Below are 6755 nucleotides of genomic sequence, written 5' to 3' on the forward strand. Positions count from 1 at the left end.
GGTCACCGCAACACCGGCGGGGCGGCGGGCCAAGTAGGGGCGTGATGTTCGCGGAGCTGTTCGACGAGCACGCCCATCCCCTGCACCGGTACCTGGCGCGGCGGGTGGGCGCCGACGTCGCCGACGACCTCGTCAGCGAGACCTTCCTGGCCGCGATGCGCGGCGAGGAGAACTACGACCCGGTGAAGGGCAGCGTCGTCGGCTGGCTCTACGGCATCGCGACGAACCTGTTGCGCGGCCACGCCAAGCGCGAGACCCGCCTGCTGCGCACCGCCGAACGCTACGGCGTCGACCTCGGCGTCGCGGAGTCGCTGGAGCACTCCGTCGTCGCCCGCATCGACGCCCGGTCGCACCTGCGCCGCATCGCGGGCGCGCTGGCCAAGATGGCCGAGGCCGACCGCGACCTGCTGCTGCTCGTCTCGCTCGCGGGGCTGAGCGTGCAGGAGGCCGCCGAGGCGCTCGGCCTGAACCCCGGCACCGCGAGGTCCCGCCTGCACCGACTGCGCGCCAAGCTGAAGGAAGTGGAACATGCGTGACGTGCTGGACGACGACCTCGCCGAGCTCTACCCGGTGCGGCCCGCCGACGACGCGCGCCTGGCCCGCCTGCGCGAGCAGCTCTTCACGGAGAAGCCACCACGCCGGTCGTACCGGTGGGTGGGCATCGCGGCGGCGGCCGTGGCGGTCGTGATGATCACCGGGCTCGTGGTGCTGCTGCGGCCCGTGACCCGGGACGCGCCGGCCACGATGCCGACGACGCCCGCCACCTCGTTGCAGGAGGCGGCGACCCTGCTGGAGCTGGCACCGAAGCCCACGAAGAAGTACCAGCACGTGAAGTACGTGGGATGGCAGTCGCTCAGCGGCAGGGACGGCAAGAGCGCGATGGCGTTCGAGTTCGAGGTCGACGTGTGGCTGCCCACCTCGCCGGACGAGATCGTCGTGACCCGTCGCCGGCTCACCGGAGGACAGCGCGTGCTCCGGGGAGAGCCCGCCACGCCGGACATGTACTTCTCGGACGGCTACCGCGGTCCGGGGGTGTGGGACTCCTTCTGCTCCGCCACGCCGTGCCAGGAGGGCACCGCCTCACTGGTGCTGCGCGCGGACCCGGCGCAGAAGCTCGAGGACGCGTTCTCGGCGATGGTCTCCCCGTTCACCACGGTCGAGGAGCGGGCCGAGCTGTACCGCAGGCTCCAGCTGTCCCCCGGGATCCGGTGGGACAACGGCGTGGTGCTGGCCGACGGAGGACGCGTCCGGTTCACGATCGACCCCGCCACGGGCCGGGTGAGCGGGTTCGAGGACAGCAGGTCCACGAGCAGGCTGCTCGACGGCGTGACGTCGTCCGGCACCATCACCTACGAGTGGACCGATCAGCGCCCGTCGTAGGACCGGGGCAGGTACCAGGCCAGGGCGGCGCGCAGCTCGGCCACGTCGCGTTCGCGCCGCCGCCTGCTCCGCTCGTGGGCGACCGGGAACACCCGCACACCGCCGTGCTGCGCGCCGAAGAAGCGGCGCGGCGCCGGGTCCTTGAGCCAGACGACGACCCACGGCCGTTTCTTGTGCGGCACGACGCGCACCCGTGCGAGCTCGTACCACCAGTACTGGTGGAACTTGCCGTTGCGGGTGGTGGCGATGCCCTCGCGGCTGATCTCGATGACGACCTTGCTGCGCGCCGCCGCGGCGAAGAACCGGGCCGCGCGCACGACCAGCACGCAGAACGCCGCCAGCGCGAGCAGCTGCGTGGCGCCGTTGGCCTTGGCGGCCGGGTCGGCGATCGCGGCGGCCAGCAGCGCCGCCGACAGGTTGACCACGCCCCACACCATCGGCACGAGCCGCGACGTCGAGAACGTCGCCGCGGCGGGCGTCATCGGCGCGGGCACCTTCGTGGCCGGCGGCTTCGGCGTGACGACCTGCGAGAGCAGGCGCGTCACCTCCGTCGGCTCCGGGCGCTTGGCCGGGTCGCGGTGCATGCACTTCTGCACGAGCGGGCGCAGCGCCTTGGGCACGCCGTCGATGTCGGGCTCGCCGTGGGCGGCCTTGTAGAGCAGCGTGGCGGTCGGGCCCTCGCCGAACGGGCCCTTCCCGGTCGCCGCGTAGACCAGCACGGCACCGAGCGCGAAGACGTCGGACGGCGACGCGACCTCCTGGCCGGTGATCTGCTCGGGCGAGAGGAAGCCGGGCGTGCCGAAGACCATGCCGGTCTCGGTCAGCGCCGTGTGCTCCATCGCGCGGGAGATGCCGAAGTCGATGACGCGTGGGCCGTCGGCGCCCAGCAGCACGTTGGACGGCTTGAGGTCGCGGTGGACCAGGCCCGCCCGGTGGATCGCGGTGAGCGCCTCGGCCAGTCCCTCGGCGAGTCGTCTCAGGTGGTGCTCGGGCAGCGGGCCGTGCCGTTCGATGGCCTCCTGCAGCGTGGGGCCCGGCACGTACTCCGTGGCCATCCACGGGCGGGCGGCGCGCGTGTCGGCGTCGACGACCGCCGCGGTGCCGGCGCTGCCGACGGCGCGGGCCATCTGGACCTCGCGGCGGAACCGCTCGCGGAAGCGCGGGTCGTCGGCCAGCTCGGCGCGCGCGACCTTGACCGCGACCTGCCGTCCGTCGCTGCCTTGTCCCAGGTAGACCGTTCCCATGGCACCACGGCCCAGCCTGCCCAGGAGCAGGTAGTCGCCTATGCGTTGTGGTTGGTCCACCTTCACCGGTTCGAGGGTAGCGGGAACTCGGGCTCAAACCTCACATCTGAGTAGATCTACGTACGCTTTCACCCATGGGTCGGACACGGTTGTACCGCGACGGCGAACTCGTCGACTCGAACTTCCCGGTCGCCGACGTCGCACAGCACCTCCGAGACCGGTCCGCGGTCATCTGGTTCGACCTGTGCGCGCCGACCGAGGCCGACATGGGCCTGCTCCGCGACGAGCTGGGGCTGCACGAGCTGGCGATCGAGGACGCGTTCTCCGAGCGCCAGCGGCCCAAGGTCGACCGCTACCCCACCCACCTGTTCCTCTCCGTCTACGCGGTCCGCTACGACAAGCACGAGGTCAGGACGTGCGAGGTCGACGTGTTCGTGACCCGCAACGCGCTCGTGACGGTGCGTGAGAGCGAGGACTACGACCTGGCGGGCGTGGAGCGCCGGTGGGACAGCGCGCCGCAGCTGGCGTCGAGCGGGGTGGGGTTCCTGCTGCACGGCCTGCTCGACGACGTCGTCGACGGCCACTACACCGCCGCCCAGCAGCTCGACGACGAGATCGAGGCGCTCGAGGACCGGATCTACGACGAGAAGCCGCACGTCGGCCGCAAGGCGCTGCGGCTGCGGCGCGCCCTGGTGCAGCTGCGGCGGGTCGCACTGCCGATGCGCGAGGTGCTCGGCTCGTTGCTGCACCGCGAGCACGACCTCGTGGACGACGCGATGACGCCGTACTACCTAGACGTGAAGGACCACGCGCTGTTCACCGCCGAGCTGACCGAGTCGATGCGCGAGATGGTGACGAACCTGCGCGAGGCCGAGGTGGCGGTGCAGGGCAACCGGCTGAACTCGATCATGAAGAAGGTCACCAGCTGGGCCGCGATCATCGCCGTGCCGACCGCCATCTCCGGCTACTACGGCATGAACGTGCCGTATCCCGGCTTCCAGCAGCCCTGGGGCTTCTGGGTGTCCTCGGCGGGCATCCTCGGCCTCTCCTACTTCCTCTACCTCATGTTCAAACGCCGCGATTGGTTGTGAGCCAGTTTTGAAGATCCACCTGACCCGCCGGGCCGAGCTCGCGATCATCACGATCGACGCGCCGCCGCTCAACCTCTACTCGCTGGACCTCGACGCCGAGTTCCACGACGCCCTGGACGAGCTGGGCGACGCGCGGGCGTTGCTGGTCAACGCCTCCGGCAAGGTCGTGTCCGGCGGTGTGGACGTGTCGCTGTTCGCGGCGCAGGAGTACCGCGCCGACGCGCAGGCGTTGTTCGACCGCATGCTGCTGCTCCCCCAGCGCCTGGCCTCGTTGCCGATCCCGACCGTGTTCGCCGCCCACGCGCTGTGCCTGACCTGGGCGTTCGAGCTGGCGGTGGCGTGCGACCTGGTAGTGGCCTCGGCCGGCGCCCGGTTCGGGCTGGTCGAGAAGGTGGTGGGCCTGACGCCGACGATGGGCGGCACGCAACGCCTGGCCGCGCGGGCGGGCGTGGGCCGCGCGAAGGAGTTCGTCATGACCGGCGACCTCTACGACGCCGCGACCCTGGAGCGGTGGAACGTCGTCAACCGCGTGTTCCCGGACGAGGGCTTCGCGGCGGCCGCGGAACAGTTCGCGGCGGCGCTGGCCGTCGGCCCGACGCAGGCGCATTCCGCGACGAAACAGGTCCTCGCGCATTTCGAGAACGGCGGCGTGCCCGAAGCCGACGCCCACGTCACGACGATCGCCTCCGCATTGTTCGAGACCGAAGATCTTCCACGCGCTGTGCACAGCTTCCTCACAGACGGTCCCGGCCGCGCGACATTCACGGGTCGCTGATCTCACACATCAGAGAATCATATGGCTCGGTGATAAAACCGTGATCTACCTGCTCAAGCCGACGGACCATTCCTACCGGGCGGGAAGATGATGTTGCGGCACAACAGGTTCGGCTTGACTCCACCCGTCGTCACGTGCAGTGTGCTGTCCGTTCAACGGCCCCCGGTACAAACTCCGTCGCACGGGTTCTGTACACATTCCGCAACGGCCGACGACACAATCAGCGAGTTCACGGTCCCCCGTCGTGAACGCGCGTGGAGGTAGAACCAGCCGTGAAACTGAGATTGGCCGTGCTGCTGACCGGTGGTGTCATCGCGCTGGCCGCCTGCACCCCGACCAAGGCGGCCCAGCCGACACCCGTGGCGGAGAGCACCAGCGCCACCTCGACCAGCACCACCGAGAGCTCAGCACCCCCGAGCAGCAGCTCGGTGGCCCCCACCAGCACCACCGCGCCGAAGTCGGCCACCAACGGCCCCGTGAAGCCGCCGCCCAACCCCGGCACCCCCGCCCCCGCGGGCGCCCCCGGCTGGCAGCTCACCCAGAACAACACGGGCCTGGCCGCCCAGGGCCTGACCTGCGACGCCCTCCCCGCCTACACCGGCCCGGCCTCCCCCGCCGCGGGCACGGTCATCTCGGGCAAGCGCATCGAACAGGCCCTGGTCCTCTTCGCGGGCAACATCACCATCGAGAAGTCCTGCATCCGCCCGGCCAAGCTGAACGAGGCCGCCCCCCTCGTCACGACGAACGGCCCGTGCGGCAGCAACTCCTGCCAGGTCACCGCCGCCCCGGTGACCATCCGCGACTCGAACATCGACGGCTCCCGCCTGTCGGCGTCGACGATCGCGAAGTCGTGCGCCTTCCTCGGCGTCGGCACCCTGCAGCGCAACTACATCACCGGCATGGGCTCGGGCATCTGCTTCTACAACACCGGCAGCTCCCTGAACGCCCTCGCGGACGGCAACTACATCCGCGGCCTCCGCACGGCGGGCGACGCCCATAACGACGGCGCGACCATCCGCGACTTCCCGCTGGACCGCAACCCGAACCGCACCCTGACCTTCCGCAACAACCGCATCGACTGCTCCACGGGCCAGGACACGGGCGCCCTGTTCATCCAGACCTACGGCGGCGACATCGACAATGTCACCGTCGAGGGCAACCTGCTGGAAGGCGGCGGCTACCAACTGGGTCTCGAGTCGAGCCACGGCAACCAGTACGGCCGCAACATGCGCGCGATCAACAACCGCTTCACCGGCTCCGGCTGGGGCGCGGCCTACGTGACCGCGAACGGCGTGGGCTACAAGTGGGCGGTCTGGCAGGACAACTACCTGCTGGACCCGAACGCCCCCGACGCCAAGGGCAAGCCGGCGGGCACTCCTTAGTTCCTGCTGCTCAGCGCCGCGCCGGACTCTTCGGTCCGGCGAGGCGCGACGCCGAAGGCGAGCAACCCCGCACGCGATGCCGAAGGCGAGCCGACTCAACCCCCGCACTTCCAAGCGAAGCCGAAGGCGAGCAGTCACCCCTGACGCCGATCAGAGCCGGTGCACCCACCCGTGGTTTGCGATTGGGGCTTGACTTTGGGTGCGAGGTGCTACCACTCGTGGCTCGGGCGGGTGCACGCCCACGCTGGAACAGGCACCCGCACGGCAAACGCAACCACGCTGGAACTACGCCCCATCCCGCAACTTCAACCACCGGGAACTCAACGAGTCCCAAATCTCCTGGTACCGGACGAACATCTCCCGAACCCGCTCAGGATCCACCTGATCAGCCGGAGTGGACGCCACGTAATACCCAAGATCATCCTCCAACCGGTGGAACCGGGAGGAAGCGTCCTCCATCAACACCCACAACGACCGCCAGGCAAAAAACGGCTCCAAAGCGGACACCACAGTCACGACCGCGACCAACGAGAACGCCGTCCCCGTCCAAGGATCCAGGTTCTGGAGCCCGAGGATGATCGTGGACACCGCCGAAAGCACCAATGTGGTCAGTCGGACGGCAACGGACTTCCAGCGGAACCGGTGCTTTCGTGACCGCGCGTACGCGTGTCCACGCTGGATCTGCGACTGCAGGTGATGGGCGAGTTCCAAGGGCTTCAGCCCGGACGGCAAGTCGGTCACCCACGAGAGATTAGTTTCCGGGTACGTTCGCCGCGTGCAGTTCGCAGGACCGAGAACCTTGCTCGCGATTCACGCCCATCCCGGCGACGAGTCGACGTCGACCGGGGGCTTGCTCGCCCACTACGCCCGTCAAGGCGCCCGC

The 6755-nt window shown here is 69.7% G+C and carries 7 protein-coding genes; 5 read left to right on the plus strand and 2 right to left on the minus strand.

What is annotated here, in order from left to right; all coding sequences use genetic code 11:
• Window positions 1-44: 44 nt before the first annotated feature.
• A complete protein-coding gene (locus VF330_RS10840) occupies window positions 45-536 on the plus strand; it encodes a sigma-70 family RNA polymerase sigma factor (protein WP_330851398.1) in 492 nt (163 codons plus the stop codon).
• Complete coding sequence (locus VF330_RS10845) at window positions 529-1380, plus strand: hypothetical protein (protein WP_330851399.1); 852 nt, start codon at window positions 529-531, stop codon at window positions 1378-1380. The genes VF330_RS10840 and VF330_RS10845 overlap by 8 nt, the downstream gene beginning before the upstream one ends.
• On the opposite strand, the gene VF330_RS10850 is transcribed toward VF330_RS10845, so the two are convergent.
• Entirely contained in the window at window positions 1365-2690 is a 1326-nt protein-coding gene (locus VF330_RS10850) for a serine/threonine-protein kinase (protein WP_330851400.1), read from the minus strand. The genes VF330_RS10845 and VF330_RS10850 overlap by 16 nt on opposite strands.
• A 68-nt stretch (window positions 2691-2758) precedes the next feature.
• Between VF330_RS10850 and VF330_RS10855 the strand changes: the two genes are divergently transcribed.
• The 3 genes from VF330_RS10855 (at window position 2759) to VF330_RS10865 (ending at window position 5872) form a co-directional block, all read left to right on the plus strand.
• A complete protein-coding gene (locus VF330_RS10855) occupies window positions 2759-3715 on the plus strand; it encodes a magnesium transporter CorA family protein (protein ID WP_330851401.1) in 957 nt (318 codons plus the stop codon).
• Between the two features lie 7 nt (window positions 3716-3722).
• Window positions 3723-4490, plus strand: a complete 768-nt coding sequence (locus VF330_RS10860) for an enoyl-CoA hydratase/isomerase family protein (protein WP_330851402.1) — start codon at window positions 3723-3725, stop codon at window positions 4488-4490.
• A gap of 272 nt (window positions 4491-4762) precedes the next feature.
• Window positions 4763-5872 (plus strand): hypothetical protein, encoded by a 1110-nt coding sequence (locus VF330_RS10865; protein ID WP_330851403.1) that lies wholly within the window; start codon window positions 4763-4765, stop codon window positions 5870-5872.
• 285 nt (window positions 5873-6157) lie between these two features.
• Here VF330_RS10865 and VF330_RS10870 read toward each other — a convergent pair whose 3' ends face one another.
• Entirely contained in the window at window positions 6158-6613 is a 456-nt protein-coding gene (locus VF330_RS10870) for an SLATT domain-containing protein (protein WP_330851404.1), read from the minus strand.
• Window positions 6614-6755 lie beyond the last annotated feature (142 nt).

Source organism: Lentzea sp. (assembly GCF_036380075.1).
Lineage (GTDB): Bacteria > Actinomycetota > Actinomycetes > Mycobacteriales > Pseudonocardiaceae > Lentzea.